This window comes from Neobacillus sp. GCM10023253 (assembly GCF_042653105.1).
GTDB lineage: Bacteria > Bacillota > Bacilli > Bacillales > Cytobacillaceae > Neobacillus > Neobacillus citreus.
On sequence record NZ_JBHSHV010000028.1, the window covers coordinates 332,786 to 358,945 of the forward strand.

Consider the following 26,160-nt stretch of genomic DNA (forward strand, 5'->3'; position numbering starts at 1 on the left):
TTCTTACCAGTACCTATTCCAGTCTTTCACAAGCCTGATTAATGCTTCAAAATAGTAGTAATCTCCCCAAATACAGCTTTCATCGACACCGTTGCCGCCTGGCTTAAAGTAGACGGCATGCTTTAAGATTCCATTTGCCGGACTATCAATATCTGTGGTGTAATTTTCATACAGTGACTGAACCATGGCTAGGGCTGCATTTTCATAGATTCTTTTGTCCGGATCTGTTAATGGCAAATGTTTTGCCAGTTCTAGCAGTCCGCAAACCGCAATAGCTGCCGCGGAGCTGTCACGTTCTTCATCCCCATGGGTAAAAATTAAATCCCAGTAGCAGATATCATCTTCAGGGAGTCTCGCTAAATAGTAGTCTGTCAATTTTTTCGATAACTCAATTAGGTTCCAATCCTTCGTATAGTAATAGCTTAATGGGAATCCGTATATTCCCCATGCCTGACCGCGTGCCCAGCAGGAGTCATCCGAGTATCCTTGGTGGGTATTCCCATACAGCGGAGCCCCTGTCTCGGGGTCCATATAAAATGTATGGAAGGTTGAGTCATCCTGCCTGACGATATATTTTGCCGCTTGCTTAATATGAGACTCTGCCACTTCACGGTAAACGGACTTCCCTGTCACTTCTGAAGCCCAGTAAAGTAATGGAAGGTTCATGTTGCAATCGATAATCATCCGGCCACGCTGTTTCGGGTCATGTAAGTTCCCCCACGCTTGGATAATCCCTGCTTTGTCATAATAGCGGGTGATTAACAGGTCAGCCGCCTTAATGGCGGTTTCCATTGCCTGTTCATTACCTGTTAGCTTAAAGGCACTGACGCAGGATAAGGTGTATAAAAAACCAAGGTCATGGTGGTCAATCTCAATCCGCTTCTCGAGCCTTTCTTTAAAACTCTCCACCTGCTTTTCGGCCGCTATTCGGTATTTGTCATCTCCCGTATATTCATAGGCAAGCCAGAGCATCCCCGTCCAAAAGCTCGCCGTCCATTCGACATTATCAATGGGCTGATAGACTTGATTGATACTGCTGGAATCAGGAAACTTATCTGTGAACACAGCTAGATTTTGGTCGATTTTTGCCAGTACATGCTCTATTGCTTGTTCTACAAATTCTCGGTCGACAGCTGGAGGATTTTCATATTTATTAATAGGCTGAATCATGGCCGTACTCTCTCTTTCTATTAATATCTTCGATTATTTCAATTAACTTTTGCGTTTCTTGCAAACTGACCGGCGGAATTCCGGTCTGGAAAAAGTCAATGATCTTCTCCAATAACCCAGCGTAGTATGGCTTCTCATCCTTCCAAAGCTCTGCACTTAAGGTATTGGAGGGTGTATGGGCAACGAAGCCGAATCGGCCATGCATATTGTAATCACCGTGGATGACAGCGCTGCGACCCCCGTCATAGGTTAACCGGCACAGTTCATAGTGTTTAAACCTCTCCACCTCGACAGTTTGCACATTATTACCCATCATGGCAAAAGCCAGCTCAAGCATATGAATGCCGTACCAGAAATACCCCCGGATTCCCTCCTGCATCGGAAGCGGTCCGTATATATAGGCAGATTGAATACTAGAATCCTTTATACTGTTCATCGCTTTTACCAGCTCATCTGCATATCTCAATGAGGAAGAACTCATCACTTGAATTCGGTGTATTTCAGCAATTCCCCTTATTTCCTTTACATCCTCACTCGAAAGTGCAATCGGTTTATCAATAAACACAGGGAGTCCAAATGGTGCGATCTTCTTGAGCCAATCAAGATGGGTACTACCGTCAACAGCGGTAATCAATATGCCATCAAGTTCACTGCAAAACTCAGCGAGATCTTCAACAAGTTCTACATTGTAATTGTCCCGCAATAGGGTGGTAAAATGCCCCACCCTATCTGCACTAATCGATAACTCCGGAGAGTAAAACGGGATGGCTTTGACCACTTTTGCTCCAGGTATATGGAACGGGTCGCTTTTATCGTTTAAAAGCTTTGTAAAAATTTCACAATGGGACGTATCAAGGCCAATCATTCCAATTTGCATGTAAACCTCTCCTATCAATAATCCCGTAACGAGCCTTACTGATTCTGTTATTCGGCCAAAAAGTTTCTTACAAATTCATCATCATGCAGGTCTGGATACATTCGGTAGATTCTGTCTAATTCCTCCGCCTGCCCTGGGGATAAGACTTCATAATCAGACAGGCACCAATTGCCTTGAAGCAATCCTTGGCGTGCCAATACTTCGTTAATTCCAGCAATACAGCCTTTAAATTGATGGGCCGCATCAAAGAATACAGCATTCGTATCGGTAACAGCCTGGGCAAGGGTCAAATACTTCGCATCAATCGAACCGCCGCTCCGGACCTGCTTTAACTCCTCCAGCAGTTCCACCGCTTTTCTTGTCCAGACAGCCCAGTGACCAAGCAGCCCACCTGCAATTTCCTTGGTTACCACTTTTCCATCTACCGTAAATGAGTATTTCGTCAACAGATCAAGAACAATATTGTCATCATTGCCGGTATAAAGGGCAATTTCATCCCGTCTCGATGATTCACATACAGCCCTTACTACATCGAGCGTTTGATAGCGATTAAATGGAGCGATTTTAATGGCCATCACGTTTGGAATTTCGGCGAATTCCTTCCAAAAATCGTACGTAAAGATGCGTCCGCCAACAGATGGCTGTAAATAAAACCCAAACACAGGCATGATGTCGGCAACACGCCGCGTCCGTTCCAATAGTTCCACCTCGCTGAAGTTCGTCAGCCCTCCATTGCTCAAAAGCACCAAATCATAGCCAAGCGATTTAGCCAGTTCGGCTTCCTGAATGGCTTGTTCTGTCGGGCCGCAAACACCGGCAATTTTTAAAAACGGCCGGTCTAGCTTTGCCTTTGCCACTTCTTCGGCAGCCATTCTAAGAACTGGTTCTAACAGATTATGTTCAGGGTCACGGATTTCAAATTGGGTGGTATGAACTCCAACCGCAATCCCGCCAGCACCTGCCTGAATATAATAATGAGTCAGCCGTCGTTGTGCCGCTTCATCGAGTTCTCTTTTTTCATTCAGGGCAAGCGGGTGAGCCGGGATGGCAGCACCCTCATGCAGAAATTTCTTTAAAGCTGGGGAAAGCATGGTTAAAAGGCCCCCTTTCGCTCTTGGAAATGTGTCGGCTTGTTGCTTGTAACACCGTCGTTCTTCACCCATTCTGCAGTCCATTCAATCAATTGATTGATGGCTACCCTCGGGTAACCAAACAGGCGGTGAGCCTTTCCGGAATTATTTAATAATGCGGTTGGCTGCTCTACTCCCGTAAAAATAGGCTGTTTATCTAATAGTTTGCCAAATTGCTTGGCAACCCAGCGAACCGGCAGCTGCTCAGGACCTGTTACGTTTAAAATCTGCGGCGGCACATCAGCAATAAGCAGCGAACGGATGGCGTATTCATTGGCATCCCCCTGCCAAATGACATTCACATGGCCCATCGACACATCGATTTCCCTGCCTTCATTAACAGCCCGGGCAATTTCCAGCAGTACGCCATATCTCATGTCAATCGCATAGTTCAACCGGAAAATCGTCAACGGTGTATTGTCACGGTGTGCAAAATGAGTGAAGATTCGCTCCCTTCCTAACGATGACTGACCATACTCTCCGACAGGGTTCACTGGGTGGGATTCATCACATCCGCCTTCTGAAACGGGAACCAGTGGATACACATTCCCCGTTGAAAAGGCCACAATCCTTGAGCCCTTGAATTTCTCAGCCACCCGGCCCGGCAGATAAGTGTTCATTGCCCATGTAAAATGTTCATTGCCCGTTGTGCCAAATTTATTTCCAGCCATATAGATAATATTTTTCACATGGGGCAGTCTAGATAATTGCTCTTCATCCAATAAATCGCAGGCAATCGTCTCAATCCCGGCCATTTCTAGTTCCTCTTGTAAAGTACCGGACGAAAACCTTGAGACACCGATGACCTTTTTATCCACACCAGCTGCATTGATGGCTCGTTTGGCCATTTTCGCCAAGGTCGGGCCCATTTTTCCGCCTACACCAAGAATGAGGATATTTCCATCCAATTTCTTCATATCTTCAACCAAAGCTGCTGATGGCTCTGTCATTACATATTCAAGCTGTTCGACTGTCTTCATTAGGATTACCCCTTTACCTGTTAAAGTGATTTTTTGTAACCTGTACTTTACCTGTATACAATTCTAGTAAAATATAGACCACCTTTACCTCTTTTGAAGAGATAAAGGCAGCCCGCTATTTTTTAGTCAACTTTATTCTGGGAACGGTCCTGTTACAAGCACAGGAATCGGTTTTGAAGTGACGGTTACCCCGTTCAGCGTAACGGTTACCGTTATTTCTGTCCTACCAGGCTGTTTGGCAGTGATGGTTCCATCCTCACTGACTTCAGCCGCTTTCGGTTTACTAGATTCGTATTTGATCACTGCACCAGACAGTTCCTTTGTGGTGCGTCCTTTTTCCAGTAGTGCTGTAAACTTAATGGACGTTTTGTCGCCCGGCTTCAGCCTTGCTTTTTCAACCTCTGCCTTTACCTCGCTTAAGTTCACAACAAGATTTTGATCGCTGTACTTCATCAATTCACTGCCGTATTTAAAATAGAAATTTCCAAAGTCGTCCTGTGCCAATTTTTCTACGTTTCCTTCAAGAATCACGGATACTTCCTTGGTCGCTGCATCAATTTTAATGAATTTGCTTGTATAGGTTTTATCCGCAACATAGCCAATGAAAATAGATGCATACACATTGCCGTCTGTGCCAATCATCAAACGCGGATTGGAATGGGCATAGTCTGCTGTTGGAAACTTATCATCGCTATAGATTACCTTTTTTGTATCAGGGTCAAAGATAAACAGCGTTCCGAGTGCCATTCCCCAAAGGTTTCCGTCTGGACCCCAAATGAATGAAGTCAGCGTCTTTTTCCCTTCAACCGGAATGGTTTCATATTCGATTGTGTCTGTTGTCGTATCATAAATGGCCAGCTTGCCAGAGCCGCCGTCCATCGCACCACTACCCATATACAGTTTCCCATCACGGTAAAGAAGTGTATTGATGGAATGCTCCGGAATAATGTTGCGTTTGACATCGAATACTCCTGTCTCTGGGTTATAGATACTCAGCGCTCCGCCGGTTTTACCGGCAATCGGATAGGTTCCTATATAAAGCCTGTTTTCCTCCTCGACCCCAACCATCGCAACAGGGCGATCCTGATCCTGTCCAAGCTGTGCAAGACGCGGCGGATTTAACGGCTCGCTTGGATCAAGGCGATTCCAAGGCTTTGCCGGGTCATATTCAAAAATGGAAGCACGAGGATAGACACCAAAATACACTTTGCCATTCAATGTCGCATATCCCTCTACCTGCCCAAGTGAAGAATAAAGCGTTGTTTTGTCCTGGGTCGGAGAGTAAACGCCTAATCCGCCTCCTGAGATAAAGCCTGAGCTAAGTATTTTTCCGTCGACACTCTTGCCGATATTGAACAGTTCGACAAATTGCGGCGGCAGTGGAAGTTCCGGTGTTTCTGTATAGCCTGTTTCCAAGTTATAGTAGAAGGCGCGTCCGCTGTTACCGGCCAATCCCACCAAAGTCACGCCAGGGAACTTTGGATCATTTAACTCCACATAGTGAAACGCAATCGCCGGTCCTTTTACATCAATGCCAAGCGAACCATATTGGCCAGTATTGACATCGTAAGCGTATAGGGACCATTGGCTTCCGCCATCCGGCTTTGGCTCATAATAGGTGTAGAACACGCGGCCATCTGGTGAAACCGGTGAAAATCCTCTTGTATTATATTCAGGGTTGTTTTTGACAATTAAGGTGTTGTTTTCTGGGGTGTAGACATACATTACAGGACCCGGGTCGACACGGATAAACAGCTTGCCGGCAGTGTATTGAAGGTCATAAACAGAGGTCTTGCCGCCGAACCCTGTAATCAGCTTTTTTTCTCCCGTGGTCAGATTATAACTATACAGCTTCGCCACATCGGCACCGCCGACGTACAGTGTATTGCGTTCAGCATCGTAGGCCAGTGAGCGGACATGCTGTTCCTTAGTAGCTGTCTTAAACGATGTTAAGACGGTTGCTTTATCTGTTGCCGGATCATATTCAAAAATGGATTGAGAATAGCCCGTGCCGCCATATACCTTTCCGTCTTTACCCGGGACAAGCACCCAAATGACGGTATCGGATGGAACTGGCTTGCCGATTGTACGCATGGCCTGTGTATTTGGATCATACTGGAATAACGTCCCATTTGGTGTACTGCCAACATATACCTTGCCATCAGTGGCAACAGTAATCGCCCATGCGGCGGTTGCGTTGCTGCCATCAAGGGCTACTAACGGCTCCTGGTCGTAAATTTCCTTCGTTTTCACATCGCTGACAATAAATTGCGCCGGATCTCCCTGGGCCACCGTGTACATGACATCACGGCCAAGTTTATCTTTACCGTACGCTCCTGTCATGATCGTAAGACTAGTTGATTGAGGGCCAAGATTTGTAATCGTTCCTGGAGCTGTTGAAGTCGAAATTTTGGCTTCATCCGCATAAAACACGCCGACACTTTCGTTAGGTGTATAGAATGCCGCTTGAAAATAAGCTGCGTCCTTTGGTGCAGCAGCCGCCAGTCTTAGGCTGCTCCATTTCCCTGTTTCACTTACAGAGGAATCAACCAGGGCGCTGACCACTGACAGCAGGGTACCGTCCTGTTTAAAGAAACGAAGGTCGGCCTTGCCCCCTGCACCAGACTCCTTGAATACTTGAGCAGTCAGAACCACGTTCCCAAATGGTGCTGTTTTTACCGGATCGCTGATGGCACCGTAAGAACCAGATGTGGATTCATCCTTGATTAACAAACTGCTTTTTCCTTCAAAAACTTTTTCTTGGCTGCTGAATACCTTTTCTGCAGCACCATCGGGGTGCCAGCCGGGCATATTGCCGCTGTCATCGAGCTCAAATCCCCCGTTAACTAGGGACAACTGCGGCGGAGCGCCCGCTGCACCTGCAAATGATTCAAAAGCGGGTGACAGTAATGCCAGAATGAGGCCTACAATAAGAATAGCCGTAGAATAAGGACGAAACTTTTTCATTACTTCCTCCTTTAGAATGAGTTAGTCTTAATAGATTGATAGATTGTAACTTAACTTTCTCAAGAAAATAGAGGAGTTCCTAATTCACTCCTCTATTTAATCATGGTGCTATTTATTTCCACTCTTTTTTCTTGTAGCCCTTTTCTTTAATCCCTTTATTCATTTCTTGTATGATTTCCTTACCGCCGCGGGCCATGTACTCATCTACAAGCTTATCCCAATCGGAAATCGGACGTTGACCGGCAATCATTTTCGCCTGCTCATTCATAATGAACTGCGTTAAATCTGTACCTTTTTCTTGCTCTGTTTTAGAAATGACGCCATTAGAAGGATTGACATAAAGCTTGTTGGCCTCAAACATATCCTGCAGGGAATTAACCAGGTTTTTCATAGGTTCAAGCTTGTAGTCATCCGCAAAACGAACCTTTCCACCCTCAGGTAAATGGCCGCGGTTGTCTAAGAAATAAGTAGACGGCGCTAAACCAGCAGTAGAGAATTCAGGAACACGTACTGGCGCTCCATTTTCCATTTTGTAACCGACGCCCTCTTTACCCCAGAAGAAATCAAAGTCTTTATTTTGCGGGGTCATTTCTTCTCTTGTATAGAACTTCTTACCGAAATCAACCAATTCAAGGGCACGATAAATTTTCCCTTCATCGTCAGCCATTTTGGCATTAAGTGCTAGAATACCAGAGTTACCTGAACCCATTGTAAAGCCAACAGAACCATCTGGTGCTTTAAATGGAGGAATGGCAACTAATTCAGCCTTAGGATTAAGGTCCAGTAGTCCTTGTAAATATGGTTCTGACATACCAGCTACACCGCCGATGAAAATTCCTGCTTTGCCCTTATAGAACTCAGCATTCGTATCCTGCCAGTTAAGAACCGCAAAGTCTTTCGTCATTGCACCTTTTGCATATAAATCCGCAAAGAAGCCAATTAAATCTTTTCTTCCTTTAGAGATAATCCCAGGAATATAGTTTCCATCTTTATCTTGGTGGTACCAGGCACTGAAATCCCAATATGTTCCCATATTGAAGTTTGGATTGATGTTCTCGCCAATCGCGAGTCCGTAAGTATCTTTCTTGCCGTTTTGATCTGGGTCATTCTCAGTAAAGGCGATTGCTACTTTTTTGAGCTCCTCATAGCTTGTCGGAACTTCTAAGCCAAGGTTATCAAGCCAATCTTTTCGGATAATCGGTGTGACTGGATACTCAGGCGTATAACGTGGAATTCCGTAAATTTTTCCATTCACTTTAAACGCATCGTAAATATGCTTTGGAATTTCCCCTAATGTTTCGTAATGCTTTAGATAATCATCTAAAGGAAGAAATGCTCCCTCTGAAGCCCATTGGTAAAATCTTGCATCATTCGCTGGGAAACCGACCAAATCAGGCATCGATCCTGAAGCTACGATGGCAGAAGATTTTTCTACGTAGTCACCTTGAGGTATAATTTCCGGCTTATAATCCACATTGAAGCGCTCATTGATCATATCAAGTCCGGGACTTGAAGCTGGCGGCGGATCGCCAAAGCGGAAGGTCATCCCTGTAATCGTATATTTTTTAGAATGATCAAATGGATCTACTTTCTTTGTTTCCTTTTCCTTTTCCTTATTGCTGGCTTGGTTCGTTTCTGACGAACATGCGGCTAGAAGTAGTGATGGTATTAACAGCATAGTGAGTGAAATCTTACCTATCTTCAACCTAATCCCCCCTGTAGTTTAATTATTTTTCTAAAGCGCTTACAGATGCCATAGAGCTGAGACTGCTTATCCCTTTACTGAACCCAGCATCACCCCTTTAGCAAAATGTTTTTGTAAGAATGGATAGACGACCAAAATCGGAAGTGTCGCCAGAAGAATGGCTGCCATTTGGATGGTTACCGGCGGCGGCAGTGTTTCGAGCATCATTTCATTTGCTCCCAAGGCTGCATTTGGTTCGTTAACAATGACGATTTGTCTTAATATAACCTGAATCGGCCATTTTGCCGGATCACTTAAATAAAGAACGCCAGTAAAATAACTGTTCCAATGGCCAACTGCATAAAACAATCCAAAGGCCGCCAATGATGGCTTCGATAACGGCAGGATAATCTTGCTGAAAATCTGGATCTCATTTGCCCCATCAATAATCGCAGCCTCCTTTAACTCATCAGGAATGCTCAAGAAAAACTGTCTCATAATGATCAGGTTAAATGGGCTGATGGCAACCGGAATAATCAAGGCCCAAAGGCTGTTAATCAACCCGGTAGCTTTGACAATCATATAGGTCGGAATCATTCCTGCAGAGAACAACAGGGTGAAAATGACCATCATCAGGATCGCTCGCTGGCCAATGACTGACCTTGTCAAGGCATAGCCCATCGTTGCTGTAAAGATTAGGTTAACCGCTGTACCAACCACCGTAATATAGATGGTGACAAGCAAAGAGTGGAGGAAGCGGTCGGAGCTTAAAATATACTCGTAGGCATCCGTTACCCATTCCTTCGGCCATAAGAGAAAGTCATTTTCCAAAAAGTCGCTTACCGATGAAAAAGAAACAGAAAACACATAGAAAAAAGGAAAGACCATCGTCAAAGCGATCAACACAAGGAGCAAAGCATTCATTTTATCAAAAATTTTAGAGCTTAACGTATTTCTGTCCATTCAATTTCCTCCTTTCCTTCCTAATACAAACCATCTTCACCAAATTTTTTCGCTAAACGATTGGCTGCTACAACCAGACAAAGCCCAACTATACCTTTAAATAATCCGACGGCTGTGGCAAAGCTGTAGTTTGCCTGTTGAATCCCTTTAAAATAAACAAATGTATCTAAGACATTCCCAGCATCCATATTAAACGGATTAAGCATTAGGAAGATCTGTTCAAACCCGGAGTCCATCACGTTTCCAAGGCGGAGGATCAGCAGGATAATGATGGTGCTTTTAATCGCTGGCAGGGTGATGTGCCAGATTTGTCTCCAGCGGTTGGCTCCATCGATTGCGGCTGCTTCATATAGTGACGGGTCAACCCCTGCAAGGGCTGCCAGGAAAATGATTGTCCCCCAGCCTGATTCCTTCCAGATGACCTGCAGAATGACAATCGGTTTAAAAAGGGTCGGGTCTGTTAAAAATTCAATCGGTTTCATCCCCATCGTGCCGACCAGAAACGCATTCAGGATTCCTTCGCTGCGGAGGAAAATAACCGTGATTCCGATTACCACAACCCAAGACAGGAAGTGTGGTAAATAAACAATCGACTGAACCACCCGCTTAAACACTTGGTTTCTTAATTCATTCAGCATCAAGGCTAAAATGATGGAAATCGGAAAGGCGAAAAAGATTTGCAAAAACGAAATTTGCAGTGTATTCCAAATGACTCTAATAACCTCTGGATCTTCAAAAATCAATTTAAAGTATTTTAGTCCTACCCATGGGCTATCCATTAGTCCCCGAAACGCACTATAATCCTTAAAAGCGATGATAATTCCAAACATCGGTACGATTCGGTAAATGAGAAAGTACAATATGCCTGGGAGAAGCAATAGGAGCAAATACTTGTCTTTCATTATTTTTTTGCCGATCCGGCTGAACTTACTTGTCTTTTCGGCGGTCGGGAAAGGCTCATCTATATCGACATTCACTGATTTCAACTCCATCCCCTCGTCTCCTTTCTGCATCACTCTCATCAAACTACATGTATATAACATGTATTTATAATAAGAATAATACATTCCTACTGGGTTTTCAATAAATTTTTAATCTTTTTCTAACTGTTCCAAATTATCGAATATCTTTAGAGATACGAACAATAAACAGTATGCAATCAAGCTGCCGCTGTAAAATGGCAGCATCCCCGGCACTCTAAAGACCAGATAATAGGGAAGGTAGAACGCGATGGCCAGCACAATCGCAAATAACGGCCGCGATAAGGTAAGCAGCACTGAATTCTTTACTGTCTGGAAAACGCGCTCATCATAATGCACATAGACAGGAAAGGCAAATAATAGAGAACAGATATAGACAGCGCCAATCAAAAAGGTAACATAGGTAAAAATCAAGCTGACCAGGTTGGAAAAACTGCGAAAAAAGCTTAAATCAAAATATAAGATCAGGCCCAGAATCACCCAGCAATAGCCAAACGCATTCCCCTTCAACATTTCGCTTTTATAAATTTTCCAGAAATAGGAGGCTGTTTTGATCTCCTCGTCCTTTTGCAGCCACTTCCTGACCACGGCAAACATCGCAATGGTCGCCGGGAAAAAGCCTGCAGCCAAAAGTCCAAGCAGACTCCCGCCAATCCATAGAAGGTTTACATAGGCAAGTCTCATCGCCCATTCCAAAAAATCATTCAATTTCCCTTTCCAACCTGTCAGCATCATGTATGTCCATCTCCTTTAAGCCAGCTAACGTTAATCCTGCTGAATAACTTGAACCACGGTCTCTCCTTTAGGTAAAACCAGTTCTAGAATCCCAGTTTTGCTATTTTCATATCTTTGATTGTTTAGCAATACCACATCCGATTCCCTGCACGGAATCACAATGGCAGTCTCCTCCATCAGCTCCAGCCAATACTTTCGTTCCTGCCTGTCCCTTTCCATTCTTGCAGTAAGATTCTTATCGGCCGTAAGATACCCTTTGCCATCAAAATCCAGCCGCGTACCATTGATGAGCACCCACTTTTTAGGCTGTTGAAAGCTGTGATTGAAACAAACCCATGCCTGTTCCCCATTCACCTGAAAATCGGTGTGTTCAGACGTCATCTGCTTGGATTCTTGGCTGTCGGCAAATAAGAGGTAATCGGTCACCCCAAAGTCCTCCCTATCAACCTTTATACTAATTGTCCCGTAGTTTCTATCAACCTGATAATCTAATGGTTTATCTGCCAATCTCTTGTCGGCATGGGGAACAATGAGCGTCACGAGGAATTCTTCCTGAAGATTCCCATCCGGTTCGACAGCTATGTAGGTTCCGTATTCTTCTGCCCCCGGAAACTGCTCCAACGTTTTCTTCGTTTGTTCAGGATAACAATAATAAAGTGAAGCCCCCGCCTGTCCACCGGCAATGATAACGTGATTGGAGTCAATAGACTCGTTCAGCTCGAGCTGCCTGCCTGCTGCAATGACGCTGGAGGTTGTATGAAATAAAAATGACACACGGTCCTCGGGATTAATTTTCCCTACACGATCCACAATCAGAAAATATCCCTGATCGATGTGCAGAATGGCCCGCTTCCACTGCTTTACCGCACCATTGTAGGCATCAGTGGCATCACCCGTACAGAAATCATAGGAAGGCGATAAATACCAATCAGCAATCCGGCTCCGCCCAAGCTCCGTCTGCCCGCCGCCATTAATTAGCATGGCATTATGGCCGACCGTCCCGGTTGTAAACGTGTTTCGCGGTCCGGGAACATAATCCTGATACCCCGGATTTGTCATTAACCACTCATCATGTACATGGAGGACAAAATTATTTTGGTCATAATGATTATGACCTTTAGCGGACCCGCTTGAAGCAAAGGCCAGCAGATGGCTTTCCTTGTCCCAGCCGTTCCTGAACGCGGCCCAGCCGATTGAAGGTATAACCTTTGATTGTTGCTTATTGAAAAATTCACCTGGTGCAATCGGGTCTGGCATCCTTTTAGGATGTAACAGAACATGTGAATGATTGGTTTTTGCCTGTTGAAAATACCAGCTTGCAGCCGGATGCAGATTCCGCTGTGCCAGCATCCCCATCAAATAGCTAATATCCAAAGTGTAGAAGGAGTCTGAGAAGTTCACAAAGCTCTGCTTCTTGGCGTTGCCGAGCATATAAAGGAATAGCTCTGGCAAAAACGTTTGAAAATAATCATGACCAATCAATGAGGCATCGCCTGTTGCCCGGTTTAGTGCATCTGCCGCCATTAATATATGGCGAATCGCCACACTTGTATAAAGGAGGCCTTCAATTTCCGGACTCGTCAACCGGTCTTCCAGGTAGGCAAACAAATACTCATATGCATTGGTTAAATACTGGCCGACATCCTGTTCATCTGCAATCGATAAGGCGCCAATCAGCATGGCTACCCGTTTGGAGGCAATAATATTATGACTATCCTGATTTTCAAAATCGATTTCAAACGGCTGCAGCCCATTAGCCAGGATTGCCTGCTGCAGGATGTTCCGTTCCTGCTCATTCAACAAAGAATAGATAGAATCATAGCCAATTGCGGCAGCTAACGTAAAGTGGGCATTGCTGAGGTTTCCCTCCGCTCCCCGGTTAGAAAACTCGTACCATCTCGTAAACTTGGCGAGGGCCAAAAGGTATTCTTTCACCTTATCCCCGTATTTCCGATCTTCAGTAAGCGCATAAGCTGTGGACAAAACGGTAATGCGCTCCTCAATTGCCCGCGAGTACATCGTCCAATAGGGAAAATCCATATATCCCGGCGCCTCCGGAAGCGGTGCCAACTGAACGAGCGGAAGGGTTACCGTGATTTGAAACTGAATGGACGGATAGTTCACCTGAAAGTCCGTTTCTGTTAAAAATTGATTCGCCTGTTCAAAAAATTCTTGCGCAATTTGTGAGTCTCTTACCTGTTTGAGTTCTGTTTCAGAGAATAATATCCGCGGATGATTTCTTACATTCCAGCTGTTTGGATGATTCATCGAAAAGCCCCTTTCCCACTAGATGTCATTGGACTACACCGTTCAGCTTTTCATTTAACAGTTTTTCAATCCGTTTGCAGGCATCTGCCGGCTTTTCCATATTAGACCACAGGAATTGCAATTCATTTTCGAGCAGTTCAATATCGGAATGGGTTAAATGCAAATCCCTGGTCGTATAAGCATAGGGGATAACCTCTTTAAAAGCGTTATAATTCTCCGGATGAATGCCCGGCTGCAGCAAATAATTATCCTCTGCCACCACCCGGAGCATCGGGATCGTGCACCCGTTTCGTTTTAGCGTTGTCTGTGCCTCCGTGCTCACCATGTAATTAATCAGGGCTTTGGCTGATTCCTTCATTTCGCTCTGATTATTGATTCCCAAAGAACCGCCGAGCAATATGGTTGCATTTTTTTTGTTCTTAGGGGCTGGCATAACATCCCATTTGATTTTATGGTCACGGAACTCATTCATAAAGAAATAGGTGGTCAGGATCATTGACGCCCGCTCGCGCATAAATAAATTCTCCGCCATATGATTGCTGCCATGGGAAAAGATAGGCGAAACCTTATTTTCATACATTAGATCCACACAAAAGGATAATGCTTCAATATTTTCCTTACTATTTAACAATGATTTACTGCGGGTTTCATCGAAAAACTTCCCGCCATTTTGCAGCATAAAGACAGGAAAACGGTTAGAGGAAGCCGAGAAACAAAAGCCGTACTGTTGAACGAGCTCATTTCCGCCTTCATCCTTCGTGCATTTTTTCGCAGAATCCAGTAAATCCTGCCAGCTCTCCAATTTGTATGGCTGCGGGATTTTAGCATCCGAAAACATTTTTTTGTTATAACAAATAATCACCGGAGAAAATAAGAATGGTGTCAGAATCGTCTCATGATTGACCGTGAACATTTCAAATAGCTTTGGATAACTATCTTTATCTGGCTGCAGGTGCTCTGGCACATACGGTTCGATCACATCTAACTTATTAATGGCCGCAAGCTGCCGGAAATGTAAATCGGACACCATAAATACATCCGGTCCCTGCCCGCGTTCAATCAATTGCGTTAAGGTATACACATAATCCGTCCCTGGGAAAAGCTGCAAATCGACTTTGACGAACGGGTTTAACTGTTCAAAACGCGCAATAATTTCTTCAATAATTTCAATTTCGTAAGAATCTGAGTACCAGCCAAGCGTGATGGTCTGCTTGGAGGTTTCTTCAGGAAGGGAAACACGGTTGCCTTTTCCAGGAATTTTTTCAATTAATCCTTCATCTACTAGCTCTGCAAGTGCTTTCCTGATGGAGACTCTACTTAAATCATATTCTTTACTTAAAGTGTTTTCCGGCAGGATAAATTCCCCGGGCTTGAGCCTGCCTGAAATGATTTCATCCTTTAATTCAGATAAGAATTTATAATATTTAACTTCGAATTCACTTCGTCTCTTCAACACCGCATACCGCTCCTATACAACTTGATGATTTAATATTAAATGAGGTGAATCGGTTTTGCAAAATACTATTTTTATGACTCTCTCAGTTTTCTGGATTTAGCTTTTCATCTAAAAACGTATAGGCTGACTGGCGGATTTCGCTTGGAAAATCATGGCCCTCATTCCCAATCAGGGCTTTAAACTGATGTTCAACATCTAAAATGGTATATAACTTGTCTATATCAGCTACAGCTTGTGCGGCCGGTTCCCAATGAGGGAAGATCCTATCCTTTTGGCCCATCCACAGAAAAAACGGCGTTGGCGCCACAAGTGCGGCAATTTCATTAAACTCAAACGGCACTTCTTCTTTAGCCAGGAAATCGCTGACCTTGGGAATATGGGAGAACCAACTGCGCCTGCCCCAACGTTCGCGTTCAGGGTCACCTGCAAACACAGCAAAGCCGCAGCTTGTGACAACAGCCTTCACGCGTTTATCGATTCCAGCCAAAAAGTAGGCATTATAGCCGCCAAGCGAATGACCAATCGCTCCGATTTTATGTACACTGGCTAATCTCTCCAGCAGTGAAACGCCGTACATATGATCCACAAGCATTTTCCCCACCGCAGACCACTCTGGATATTTTTCATAAAAGGAAGCAGTATGAAATGGCTCCTCGTTCGGCTGAACTCGCTCGCCAGCTGTAATCGTGTCAGGTGCGAGGACAATATAGCCCCGTTTTACAAGCTCCAACCCGTAGGTACGGTTCACTCTTCCGCTTGCAAGTGTCACATCATCCTTCCCCTCATTGGAGGTTGGGTGCAGGGCCAGAACAGCCGGCCGTTTCTTCGTCTTTTTTGTAAACAATTCGGCTTCAACATTAACAGGGGTCAGTTCGGTCCCGCCATCATCAGGAATCAGCAAATTCGCCGGAACCCAATCGTGATTGGCAGATTCATAGGTTAAATGAATTCGAAAATGGTCCGGCTCTCTAACAATAGATTGAAATTCTATTTTGGGCTGGCCGGGGTTCGGAACCGGACCAATCACATTCAGCCATCGCTCTAAAATATCGTTTCGCTTGGCTTCCCACTCTTTAATCGTCTGAATGCCCGTCAATAAGCGGGGAATTCCTTCTTCCTGCAGCTGTTTCAAGGTATAGGCCATCCTAGCGTCACCACTCTTTGTCAATTTACGATTCCACTTTTATACTCATGAGATGGCTTCCTGAGCCATAATAGATCCATCCGTCATGATAGACCATCCCGCTTGTGGCACGGTTCGCCAACAGAGCATGAACCTCAGGCTCTCTTGGCTCCGGCCCCGTGATCTCAATTTTGATAATCGCCTGATTTAATAAGCCATAAAGTGCTGGCTGTTCCGTACTGCCGACAAAGCCCGTTCGAACAGGTGCACCGTAGCCTGAAAAATCTTTTTGAAACAGAACTTTGCGGCTCTGAAGATCAAACACAAAATAAATGCCTTCGATCGTCAACCCGTGCACGAGATCCCGTCCATCCACAAACAACTGGGCAATTTCTTTGGAACCGGGAATCGGGCTGATGCGAAAACTAACCTCCTGCTTGGTCCAATCGAATAAAAAGAGTTTCCCTTCCTGTTCCTTCGTGCTGGCACCGCCGGGGGTTTCGATACTGGTTCCTCCGACAATATCACCAGAACGCAGGACACCAAGGCAGACGGTACTCTGATTCGGGACAACAGAAGTATGCGGGAGGACCGTATTCGTCCGTGAATCAACATGATAAATTCCAAGACCGCCGCCGGTCATTCCATAGCCCGGAAATCCGCCCCAAACAATATGGCTGCCGTCAGGATGGGCGGCTGCACATCTTGGCCGGTGAATGTCTAAATGCTCGCTGATCAGCCTCGGATTCCTGCTGTTTTCCAAGTGTTGAATGGGCTTCTCCAGATTGATTTCATATATTTTTCCGCCGGCATAGGCAAACCCAATCAACTTCGTGCCTTGAACGGCATAGGCAGGAATATTCCCGCCGCCGCCTTTTTCGAGCACCGCTCCGCCAAAATTCGTGGCTTGCTGGGCGGTTACGTCATAGCGAAAAAGCTGCATTGGATGCATTGAAGTTCCATAAATATAGCGATTGTCAGCGGAAATGAGAGTTGAAAGTGCAGCCCCCTCCGATTGGTACTGCAATGTAATTTTCTTGGCGGAATCCTGCTGTTTTTTTATAAAAAGAAACCCTTCTGCCAAACGATGCTCCAGCCCCCTCCAGCAGCCCTCCCCATTCCGGTGGATTCGGTTAAAGCCCTCTCCGGAATAACGGGAGTATGCAGCGTGGGAGGTAAGACTGCAGCCGCCCGCGAAAAATTCATACCAAATCAACGATTTATTGACATCCTTTAAATCGCTTGCTTCCCAATGCCCATAGACGTTTCCGTCTTTGCCTTGATAGACATACCCCGCGCCTCTTGTTCGTTCGGTTGGCGGGACGAGCGTTTTCCGCTCCTTTGTATCCGGATGAAAGGCAACGATATTTTTCCGCTCCGTGCCAATCCCAAGATACACCCAGCCATACCTGTCAACCGCAGTACTGGCAGGATACTTTTCCGTTTTATCCATCTGCCCGTGGTCGTGAATGTTTTTTGTTTTTGGGCAATATTGCAGAAGATGACAGCTTGGGTACGAAGAAAAATAAATCTGGCCGGAGCAGTCCTCCGCAAAGCTGAAACCAACAATTTCTTCGCCATTTTCTATCCATTGATAATCAAAGAATTCTCCTTTGAACGGATCAATGACCATCAGCATGTTTCCTGCCCCGGTGTAAAACAGGCCGTCTTCACTGCTGTAGGAAGCAAAGGGATAGTCTATATGCTGTTCCGGAAAGAATAACTGCCTGGTTTCTTCTGTTTCCGGGTCAATTATTAATACAAACCCCTTCGCCGCAATCACCAATCGTTCTTCGCCAGCACGATTGATGCAGATGGCCGCCGTTCGGGATTCCTCGGCGTTTACCTGAATGCCGTGGTCTACGGCCCGTCTATTTGTCATCATTAAGAATCCCTCTTTTTCATGGACTTTCGTTGGGGAGGTTTCCCGTTCATGTTTTTTGGTCTTTTATTTACTCTCGGCAGGTGATTTTTCCATAGAATAAAAATTTGCTACTTTCGTGACCGCCGCAATGATTTCTTCGATATCCTGCTGCTCGTAAAACTCGCTTAGATTAATACGGATGGCCGTATTCAATATTTCCTCCGCGACTGGACAGAGCCCTTTTGGATAATCCTGTGCTGACAAGCTGAACGGAAATTGGCTGTTTAGATATGCTTGCTTTTGCTGAAACATTGGCTGCTCGTAAAGCACCTTTGGGATGTACCCGGCCTGATTCGGAATGCCTTCAGCGGCAAGAGCGGCTGAGAATTCTTCGTTTGTACAGGAGAGAACTTCTAAGTTTAGCCTGAACATATAGAACCAGTACGTACAATAATCCTGCTCCGAAATATCCATCGGATAGAGGCCATCTACCTCTCCAACTGCACTATTCAGCATTTCGCCATACTGATGCCGCGTCTCACAAATCCAGTTCAGCTTTCGCAATTGGGCAATTCCCACCGCACCTTGGAGCTCCGTCATTCGGTAATTCGGCGCCAAATAGTGAATGTCGCGCGATACCTTGTCGTCGAGGCGCTGATAATTTTTATCGGCAAAGGCATGGGTGCGGTGGTAATCCTGTTCATTGCCGGAATTGACAGAGACAATCCCGCCATCGCCTGTGGAAATATGTTTAAAATCATTGGTACTAAAGCATCCATAATCTCCGATGGTACCTACTAATCTACCTTTATATCTAGTTAAATAGCTTTGAGCGCAATCCTCGATTACCTTCAGATTATGCTTCTTGGCAATTTCCATAATCGGATCCATATCACAGGGATTCCCGGCCAAGTGCACAACGAGAATCGCCTTCGTTTTTTCCGTGATTTTTTCTTCTATCGATTTTGGATCTAAATTAAACGAATAGGGATGGAGGTCAGCAAAAACGGGAATGGCATTTTGATAAAGTATCCCGATGACAGTTCCCTGATCCGTGATGGGACTTGTGATAACCTCATCTCCTACGGTAACCCCTGCAGCTCCAAGTGCCACATGGATTGCTGCTGTTCCTGACGATGTCGCTACACTGTATTTTACACCATGCATGTTATTGAAATCTTCTAAAAACTGATTGACCTTTTTTCCAAAGTGATAGAAAAGAGTATTCTGATTAAGGGCTTCAATGAGTTCCTTTACTTCTTCCTCGCCGAAACGGTTTCCCGTTCCAAATGGCGTGGTTTTCGTTTTCGGTCCTCCATGAATCGCAAGCTGATTGGTTAGCATCTTCACCCACTCCTCACAATTCCACTTTATTTAGCTGAACCTGCAATACTTGAGTTTTGCCTGGCAGACCATATTTATAGGTAAGTCCGCGTTCCTCGGCATCCGCATCAGCCAGAGGAATCCAAACCTTCACATCCGGCAGTTCCGCAGCTCCTAGGACTTCCAATCTGCCATTTGCAGAGACCGTCAGCGTCCTGCGGGCCCTTTCCCAATCATTAATTTGCTTGGAGGTCCAGAATGTAAACCCGGCTGCCCTTGCTTTCCTGACTACTTCAATCAGCGCCTCTTTGACCTTTGGCAAATGGTAGATGTGATGCTGATGGAACAAGAAATGCGCTACGCCGTCTACTCGTTTTGCTTTTTCCAAAAACGGCTGAATAATGGTGGTATCCGCAAGCGAAGGGTGATTCATATCCTGCGTCAAAAAGCCAATCTCCATTACGTCGTAGAAGCGGTTTTGTTCATCTGCCAACGAAATTGGGAAGTATGGCTGGCACGTTCCAAACAGAAACCCGACATTCCCTTTTTTACTTGGTCCTCTTGTTTGATCCGCCTGTATGCCATTCTTCTCACACCATTGGAACAGCTCCCCCCAGCCCTCAAACCTTGTGTAGTGGTTTTTATTGGAGGTGAAATTGGTTTCATCGGCTGCTCCCTTTAACCATTCAAGCTGCTCCAAAAAGGCTTCTTCCGACCAGACGCCGTCTTCCGCCTCTAATGCATTATAATGAAGGGCTAACTCGTGGCCATCGACTTTTGCTTTTTCATAGATTTCCTTGCTGAATCCAGGAGCGATGATACACCAAGTGGTCTGGACATCCTCCTGTTTCAATACTTGTAATGTGGCTTCGGCGGCTTCGTTGATGTTCATATCGCTGTCAAACGAAATCATCGCCATATGCTGAACCCCTGCAGGCCAGTACTCGAGTACGGGCAGGGTCAACCCTTTATCCAAAGCGCGCCGGGTTAAGTGCCCAAGGAGGACTTCCCTCCATAGATCGGCATATGGTGTAAAAAAATAAGGCATCCCCGTTTCCGTTGTTTTCCGGTCCTTTTCCCAGTCTAATTCGAACCCGTCATCTGCCTTGAGAATTCCTTCATCCAGATTTGCCGTTCCATCAGGAGCCGGGATTCCATCCTCTGTTACAGGCGACGTTCCCTGTTGGAGCCCGACAATCGTTTCCGGAATATTGATTGCCCAGCGGTCAACATATCCTTTTCCAACTGGTATTTGCAGAAGAGCTGCTGATTTCTGGTCATCGCCGCTTAATTCACCCGTTTGTTTTACCGATTCTGAGTCAATATATTGCCAAGGATTTGCCTTCAGATAGCGAAGCGGGTCTTCCTGACCGAATTCCGCTGGCAAAACAAGATAACCAGCTTCCAATGGCGGCAGGATTTTACACCCAAGCTCCTGGCTGAGGAGCTCCAATCCTCCGTAACTGATGACAATTCCTCCCGAAGCGGCGTATTCCAATAATGCCTCTTTTATGAGATGGTTTTCACTTGCAAGTCCGACAATCAATAAATCTACTGTATTAAATTTTGATATATCATCTATCATTTGATAGGGTACTCGAGCATGTTCTAACACCTCGATTATAAATCGTTCAAATATACTTTCCTGATGGGACCATCGCTGCAATTCTGCCTGCCCATCGAAAAACAGACCAATTCTGGCCATTTGCATATCCATCTCACCAACCTTCCCCTCTTTTGTTAAGAACATGTATTTAACCTGTATGCGAAAATCATAAACCAAATTATTGGAAAGTTCAATTACTTTTTTGAATATTTTAGTTTTTTTGTTGGATAACTGGCATGGAGACGGTGGTTTGGAGGGATATTCCCATAAAAAAACAGCTTCGAGTTTTTCACTCTAAGCTGTTTTTGTGTGGTATTTTATTTGGGTAGTTTTCCAACCCAATCCCACATTAAAAATCGTATTTATCAATATTATCCTTCGTAAACACCACCCGCTCTGGCAAGAGGATAATACCGCTGCGATCATCGGTATAGTCATAGCCCTGAATGGTATTTGGCTCAATCTTCACATGGCCGATATTCGGTACATCAAACTCGTCGCCGACCTTCAAATCCTTGCCCTCAACTGTCATCAGATAGGCAACATAAGCAGCCAGTGCCCCCTGCTTTTTCACATCCCACAGCCCGAATTGCTTAACCGTGCCGCGCTTGACAAAGTCGCGCATGACGTTCGGAGTCGAGAATCCAGTAATCGCAATTTTTCCTGCTACGCCAAGGTTTTCAGCCGCTTGAGCCATGGCCGGCAGCGCAGTAGCATCCGGACAAATGACAGCATCGATATCAGGATACGTATTAATAATGTTTTGACCGACAGTCAGAGATTTCTGGGCATCATTTTCGCCAAATTGGGTCGTTACAATCTCCCATCCTGGGTGCTCAGCTTTAATTTTTGCCTTGGCAGCTTCAACCCATTGGTTCTGGTCCGTTACCGTCGGGCTAGAGTAGAAGAATGCAACCTTGGCCTTGTCGCCGACCTGCTCAGCCGTCATATCAATCAGCATACCGCCCAATTGATCCGGAGTCCCTTGGTTAATATAGAAAGAACGGTGCTCAGGGTTTACATCCGAGTCCCAAGTCAGAATCTTAACGCCGCGTTTTTTTGCACGATCCAAGGCTTGGTTCAAGCCGTCTACAGATGTGGAAGAAACCATCAACGCTTTATAGCCCTGGTTAACAAAATTGTTAATGTACTTAACTTGCCCGGCAACAGACGCTTCACTCGGCCCGTCATAGGTCAACTCCACGCCAAGCTCTTTAGCCATTTCCTTTGCCCCTTCACCGCCGGAGGTAAAAAAGCCGACACCGGTCAATTTAGGGATAAAGGCCAGTTTTACATTCTTTTTATCAGTTTTCCCGCCGCTGCCCTCGCCGGCCGACTTTTCTCCTTTGCTGCTGCAAGCGGCCAGTACCAGCAGTGCCGATAAAATAATAGTGAGCAGTTTCAGATAACCAGATTTTCTCATTACGCTACACTCCTTTTAAGGCCCCTTCACTTCTGCCTTTTTAATATGAAACTTTTTAAAAAGCCCCCAATTGGTTAAACGGAGTAACACGGCAATGATTAACAAAAATCCAATAACCACACTTGTTTCTTGGCTGGTCATACTCATCATCTGTAAGCCATACTGCATCATACCAATCACAATACTGGCAATTCCTGTACCGACTACTGTACCTTTGCCCCCTGTAATACTTGTTCCTCCCAAAACAACTGCCGTAATGACAGGCAGCACGGCTTCTGTTCCGAGGTCTGACCTGGCGGAACTGAAGTAGGATGTCAAGATTAGCCCACTCACACCACCTCCCAAACCGGCTATGATATAAGACCAAATTAATATCGATTTTACCCGAATCCCGCTGTAGCGGGCGGACTTGCTATTAATCCCCACCAGAAAAACCTGTCGGCCAAACCGGGTAAGATTCAAAATAACCGCAAAGAAAACCATAAAGCCTATAAAAAAAAGGATCGGATTGGGTAGCCCGAAAGTTTCTCCATTGGCCAGCGTCACAAACCCATCTGGAAACCCGCTGATTCCTTCATATCCGGAAGCACTGCTGCCGCCGGATATGACCAAAGCAATTCCGGAAAAAAGAAACATCGTTCCCAGCGTCACAACTAACGGCTGAACATTCGTCGTCGCCACAATGGTGCCATTAACGGCCCCTGCACAGGCGCTAATCAACAGGGCAACCAGCACGGCCAGCCAAATGTTGAGCCCATTCATCCAAAGAACCCCGATAATAATGGATGTCAGGCCAATCGTCGACCCGACGGAGACATCAATGCCTCCCGTAATAATCACGTACGTCATCGGAATCGCGGCTAGTCCAATGTAGACATAATCATTCATGCTGAAAATCAAGTTGGTTAAATTTAAAAAGTCGGGGTTCATCACGCCGAAGAAAATAAGTTCAAGGATGAGAAAAATGAAAAGTGCTCCCTCCCATCTAAAGAGTAGCTTCATCGCCCTGACCCCCTCCTTCCGCTTCAGCCGTTTCCTTCTTTTTAAATTGGCTATTTGTTAAAAAGCTTTGGAACCTAGAGTCACTGATGACAATGACGAGCAATAAAAACCCGGAAATGGCGTTATTCCAGTAGGCAGGAATTTTTAAATAAATTAATGAACTGTTAATGGCTGTTAAAAAGATTGCCCCAAGCCCTGCTCCCAGCACCGTTCCGAGACCGCCGTTTAAGCTGACACCACCTAATACCGCCGCCGCAATGACCTGTAGCTCCATCCCGCTTCCGGTTTGGTTCGGAACAAAACCGATATTCATCACAAAAATCAGCCCGGCAACCGAAGCAGATAGACCTGATAGCACGAAGGCGAGAACCCTCACCTTGGAAACAGGAATTCCAATCAGCCTTGCCCCATCAGCGTTATCACCGACTGCATAGAAATAACGGCCAAACTTGGTCAGACGCAAAACCAAATAGGCTGCAACAAGAATCACTAGTCCAATCCAAACAGGCAGCGGCAACCCGATAAAATCCGTTCCTGACAGCTTTTTAAAATAATTCGGAATGTCTTCAATCCACTTTCCGCCTGTTAAAATAATCATCAAACCTCTTAAAATACCTAATGTTCCTAATGTCATAATAATGGCGGGAATCCGTAAATAGGCAACTCCGAGACCATTAAACAGGCCGGCAAGCACACCAACGGCGAGCACCGCAAGAGCCGAAACCCAGCCCGAAACTCCGCTGGTCAACAGCAGGCCACAAACCGCTGCCGATAACCCCATCGTCGACCCGACCGAAACATCTATTTCTCTCGTTAACAGAACAAATGACTGGCCGACCGCCAGGATGAGCAAAATAATCGCGCTCTCCACTAACAAAAGCAAACTTTTCCCTGTTACAAACTTGCTATTCACCATCCCTACAATTGCTATAAACACAACAATCAGAACCACAATCGAGATTTCCCGCTGCTTCATCATTTTTGAAAGGAGATTCATAGTACCTTCAACTCCTTCTGGATCCCGAATGCGGCCGAAGTGATGGAATCGATGGTTAAGTCATCTTTGGCTATCGTTGTCGTCATCCTTCCTTCATGCATGACAAGCACCCGGTCACTGAGTTGGACGATTTCTTCGGTATCGGAGGAGATGAGAATCACCGCCAGCCCCTTGTGCTTCAAGTCGTCGATCATCTTGTAAATATCACCGCGTGCTCCGGCATCGATGCCGCGCGTTGGTTCATCCAAAATAATAACTTTCGGACCAGTTTCCATGTATTTCGAGAGAACAATTTTTTGCTGATTGCCTCCAGATAGATTGCTGATTATTTGGCTGGGGCCTGTAGTGACAACTTTTAAGCTGTTGATAGCTTGAGCGGCGATGGCTTTTTCTTTTTTAAAAGGGAGGAATAGGCTGCGGAATGTTGGCAGGATTGTTGATGTGATGTTCATTTTTAAGCAGGCAATGGAGAATAGGCCGTGCTGGTGGCGGTCCTCAGGGACATACACCAAACCCCGGTTAATCCGTTCTCGCAAAGAATACTTCTTAATACTTTCCTTTTCTAAAAAAATATCTCCGGAATCCGATGGCTCAAGGCCAAAGATTGAAGTGGCAAGTTCCGTCCGGCCTGCACCGACGACGCCGGCGATTCCCAAAATTTCGCCGGGGTATAGGTCAAAACTGATGTTTTGAAACCGGTGGCCCGATAAATCTTTCACGGAAAGAATTGGTTGGCGATGCTGCCCGGCTGAAGGTTGCGCCTCCATTCGTTCCACTGGCGGAGCCAAAACTTCTATTTGTTCCGGCATTAATCCTGCCAACAATTTTTCATAAGTAAAATCTCGGACGGGCCCGTTTGCCGAGATGACGCCGTCCCGAAGGACAGCAACGGTATCAGCCAGTTCAAAAATCTCCGTAAGACGGTGGGTAATATAAAACACGCCAAGGCCTTCGCTTGTTAATTTTTTGATGGTGGAAAAGAGAGAATTGATTTCACTAAAGGTTAGGGTGGAGGTTGGTTCGTCTAGGATCAGAATCTTGGCATTTCGGATTAACCCTCTAAGCAGTTCAACCAGCTGCTGCTCCGCAATCGATAGGCTAAGGCCCCTGCGGTTTAAATCCAAATTCCAGCCTAGGACGGAGAGATAATGCTGAATCCGCCTCTCGCATTCGGCTTTATTCTCATGCAAACCAATGGTCACGTTTTCGCGAATCGTCATATTGGGGAAGATTAGTGGTTCCTGTGGGACTAGATAGATTCCATGTTTGTGGGCATCGGATGGCTGGTGAAACAATACTTCGCTGCCCTCCACTACCATTTGCCCTTGATCGGGACGATATAATCCCGTGATGATTTTCATTAACGTTGACTTACCAGCACCGTTTCCGCCTACAATTGCAAAGACCTCCCCTCGATGAAGGGTTAAATCGACACCCTTTAATACGGGGTTCCCTGCAAATTGCTTGTATATTTGCCGGATATGAAGCAGCTGGTCATCCATTCCAATCACCCGCCTTGTCCGGTTATCACACTAGTTATCTAAACATTTTTTTATGACGGCAACTTTTGTGTCAGCTTACTAAAACGCTTACAACCCAAATATTAAATGAC

At 45.5% G+C, this 26,160-nt stretch carries 19 protein-coding genes; all 19 read right to left on the reverse strand.

The window, feature by feature from the left end:
* Window positions 1–3: 3 nt before the first annotated feature.
* On the reverse strand, window positions 4–1,170 hold the full coding sequence (locus tag ACFPA1_RS26905) for a glycoside hydrolase family 88 protein (RefSeq protein ID WP_378587675.1): 1,167 nt from the start codon (window positions 1,168–1,170) through the stop codon (window positions 4–6).
* Complete coding sequence (locus ACFPA1_RS26910) at window positions 1,154–2,047, reverse strand: Gfo/Idh/MocA family protein (protein ID WP_378587677.1); 894 nt, start codon at window positions 2,045–2,047, stop codon at window positions 1,154–1,156. Before ACFPA1_RS26910 ends, ACFPA1_RS26905 begins: the two co-directional genes overlap by 17 nt.
* Window positions 2,048–2,094: 47 nt before the next feature.
* Entirely contained in the window at window positions 2,095–3,138 is a 1,044-nt protein-coding gene (locus ACFPA1_RS26915) for a dihydrodipicolinate synthase family protein (RefSeq protein WP_378587680.1), read from the reverse strand.
* A 2-nt stretch (window positions 3,139–3,140) separates the two neighbouring features.
* Window positions 3,141–4,157, reverse strand: coding sequence for an NAD-dependent epimerase/dehydratase family protein (locus ACFPA1_RS26920; protein ID WP_378587683.1), 1,017 nt, complete (start codon window positions 4,155–4,157; stop codon window positions 3,141–3,143).
* Window positions 4,158–4,289: 132 nt separating this feature from the next.
* Entirely contained in the window at window positions 4,290–7,124 is a 2,835-nt protein-coding gene (locus tag ACFPA1_RS26925) for a hypothetical protein (RefSeq protein WP_378587685.1), read from the reverse strand.
* Window positions 7,125–7,236: 112 nt separating this feature from the next.
* Window positions 7,237–8,829, reverse strand: coding sequence for an extracellular solute-binding protein (locus ACFPA1_RS26930; RefSeq protein ID WP_378587687.1), 1,593 nt, complete (start codon window positions 8,827–8,829; stop codon window positions 7,237–7,239).
* Window positions 8,830–8,895: 66 nt separating this feature from the next.
* Window positions 8,896–9,771: a carbohydrate ABC transporter permease gene (locus ACFPA1_RS26935; protein ID WP_213146328.1), complete on the reverse strand. Its 876-nt coding sequence runs from the start codon at window positions 9,769–9,771 to the stop codon at window positions 8,896–8,898.
* Window positions 9,772–9,791: 20 nt separating this feature from the next.
* The gene (locus ACFPA1_RS26940; RefSeq protein WP_378587690.1) at window positions 9,792–10,763 is read right to left on the reverse strand and encodes an ABC transporter permease; all 972 of its coding nucleotides are present in this window, start codon (window positions 10,761–10,763) and stop codon (window positions 9,792–9,794) included.
* Window positions 10,764–10,862: 99 nt separating this feature from the next.
* On the reverse strand, window positions 10,863–11,486 hold the full coding sequence (locus tag ACFPA1_RS26945; RefSeq protein WP_213146326.1) for a YesL family protein: 624 nt from the start codon (window positions 11,484–11,486) through the stop codon (window positions 10,863–10,865).
* 30 nt (window positions 11,487–11,516) lie between these two features.
* Complete coding sequence (locus ACFPA1_RS26950) at window positions 11,517–13,754, reverse strand: heparinase II/III domain-containing protein (protein WP_378587693.1); 2,238 nt, start codon at window positions 13,752–13,754, stop codon at window positions 11,517–11,519.
* A 25-nt stretch (window positions 13,755–13,779) separates the two neighbouring features.
* Window positions 13,780–15,210, reverse strand: a complete 1,431-nt coding sequence (locus tag ACFPA1_RS26955; RefSeq protein ID WP_378587696.1) for an extracellular solute-binding protein — start codon at window positions 15,208–15,210, stop codon at window positions 13,780–13,782.
* A gap of 82 nt (window positions 15,211–15,292) precedes the next feature.
* A complete protein-coding gene (locus tag ACFPA1_RS26960; protein ID WP_378587698.1) occupies window positions 15,293–16,354 on the reverse strand; it encodes an alpha/beta hydrolase family protein in 1,062 nt (353 codons plus the stop codon).
* Window positions 16,355–16,379: 25 nt separating this feature from the next.
* Window positions 16,380–18,218 carry a hypothetical protein gene (locus ACFPA1_RS26965; protein WP_378587700.1) on the reverse strand — a complete coding sequence of 613 codons (1,839 nt, stop codon included), beginning with the start codon at window positions 18,216–18,218 and terminating at the stop codon, window positions 16,380–16,382.
* Window positions 18,219–18,281: 63 nt separating this feature from the next.
* Window positions 18,282–19,541, reverse strand: a complete 1,260-nt coding sequence (locus ACFPA1_RS26970; RefSeq protein WP_378587702.1) for a DegT/DnrJ/EryC1/StrS family aminotransferase — start codon at window positions 19,539–19,541, stop codon at window positions 18,282–18,284.
* A 13-nt stretch (window positions 19,542–19,554) separates the two neighbouring features.
* Window positions 19,555–21,237 (reverse strand): hypothetical protein, encoded by a 1,683-nt coding sequence (locus tag ACFPA1_RS26975; RefSeq protein WP_378587704.1) that lies wholly within the window; start codon window positions 21,235–21,237, stop codon window positions 19,555–19,557.
* Between the two features lie 238 nt (window positions 21,238–21,475).
* Window positions 21,476–22,549, reverse strand: coding sequence for an autoinducer 2 ABC transporter substrate-binding protein LsrB (gene lsrB, locus ACFPA1_RS26980; protein WP_378587707.1), 1,074 nt, complete (start codon window positions 22,547–22,549; stop codon window positions 21,476–21,478).
* A gap of 15 nt (window positions 22,550–22,564) precedes the next feature.
* On the reverse strand, window positions 22,565–23,551 hold the full coding sequence (locus tag ACFPA1_RS26985; RefSeq protein ID WP_378587709.1) for an ABC transporter permease: 987 nt from the start codon (window positions 23,549–23,551) through the stop codon (window positions 22,565–22,567).
* Window positions 23,535–24,548: an ABC transporter permease subunit gene (locus ACFPA1_RS26990; RefSeq protein ID WP_378587712.1), complete on the reverse strand. Its 1,014-nt coding sequence runs from the start codon at window positions 24,546–24,548 to the stop codon at window positions 23,535–23,537. The genes ACFPA1_RS26985 and ACFPA1_RS26990 overlap by 17 nt, the downstream gene beginning before the upstream one ends.
* Entirely contained in the window at window positions 24,545–26,050 is a 1,506-nt protein-coding gene (locus ACFPA1_RS26995; protein WP_378587714.1) for a sugar ABC transporter ATP-binding protein, read from the reverse strand. Before ACFPA1_RS26995 ends, ACFPA1_RS26990 begins: the two co-directional genes overlap by 4 nt.
* Window positions 26,051–26,160: the final 110 nt, after the last annotated feature.